This is a genomic window from Cellulomonas sp., from assembly GCF_017744555.1.
GTDB lineage: Bacteria > Actinomycetota > Actinomycetes > Actinomycetales > Cellulomonadaceae > Cellulomonas.
In genome coordinates this window covers 1-584 of sequence record NZ_JAGIBD010000123.1, presented here as the reverse complement: position 1 = coordinate 584, position 584 = coordinate 1, and the positions used below count along the sequence as shown (strand labels likewise).

The 584-nt window shown below is 72.6% G+C and carries 1 protein-coding gene; it reads left to right on the top strand.

The genetic code is table 11. From position 1 onward, the window contains the following. Positions 1-584: peptidoglycan recognition protein (locus J7523_RS20495; RefSeq protein WP_291890655.1), on the top strand; the 584-nt coding region annotated here is incomplete at both ends.

The following is a 584-nucleotide window of genomic DNA, read 5'->3' as shown; positions in this document are numbered from 1 at the left end:
TCCACGCTGCCGGCGACCCAGGGTGGCCGGTCGGGCGTCCTGTCGGCGGCCGCGGGGCCGCTCGCGACCGCCGCCCAGCCCGCGGTCGTGACCCGCGCCGCGTGGGGTGCGCGGAACCAGGCGTGCGCGCCGGACGTCGCCTCCGGCCTCGTCGCCGCCGTCGTGCACCACACCGCGACCACGAACGGCTACGCCTCGGTGGACGCGGCGAAGGCCCAGATCAGGAACATTCAGGCGTACCACATCGACGGTCGCGGCTGGTGCGACATCGGCTACAACTTCCTCGTCGACAAGTGGGGGAACATCTACGAGGGCCGCGCCAACGGCATGACCCAGCCCGTCGTGGGGGTCCACGCGGGCGGCTTCAACACCGGCACCGTCGGCGTGTCCATGCTCGGCGACTACACCGCGACGACGCCCTCCGCGGCGACGCAGGACGCGGTCGGCCGCATCATCGGCTGGCGGCTCGGGGCCTACGGCGTCGACCCCCGCGGCACCATGTCGTACTACACCGGCAACGGTGACAACTCCCGGTTCAAGAACCAGTGGGTCACCCTGCCGCGGGTCTTCGGGCACCGGGACAC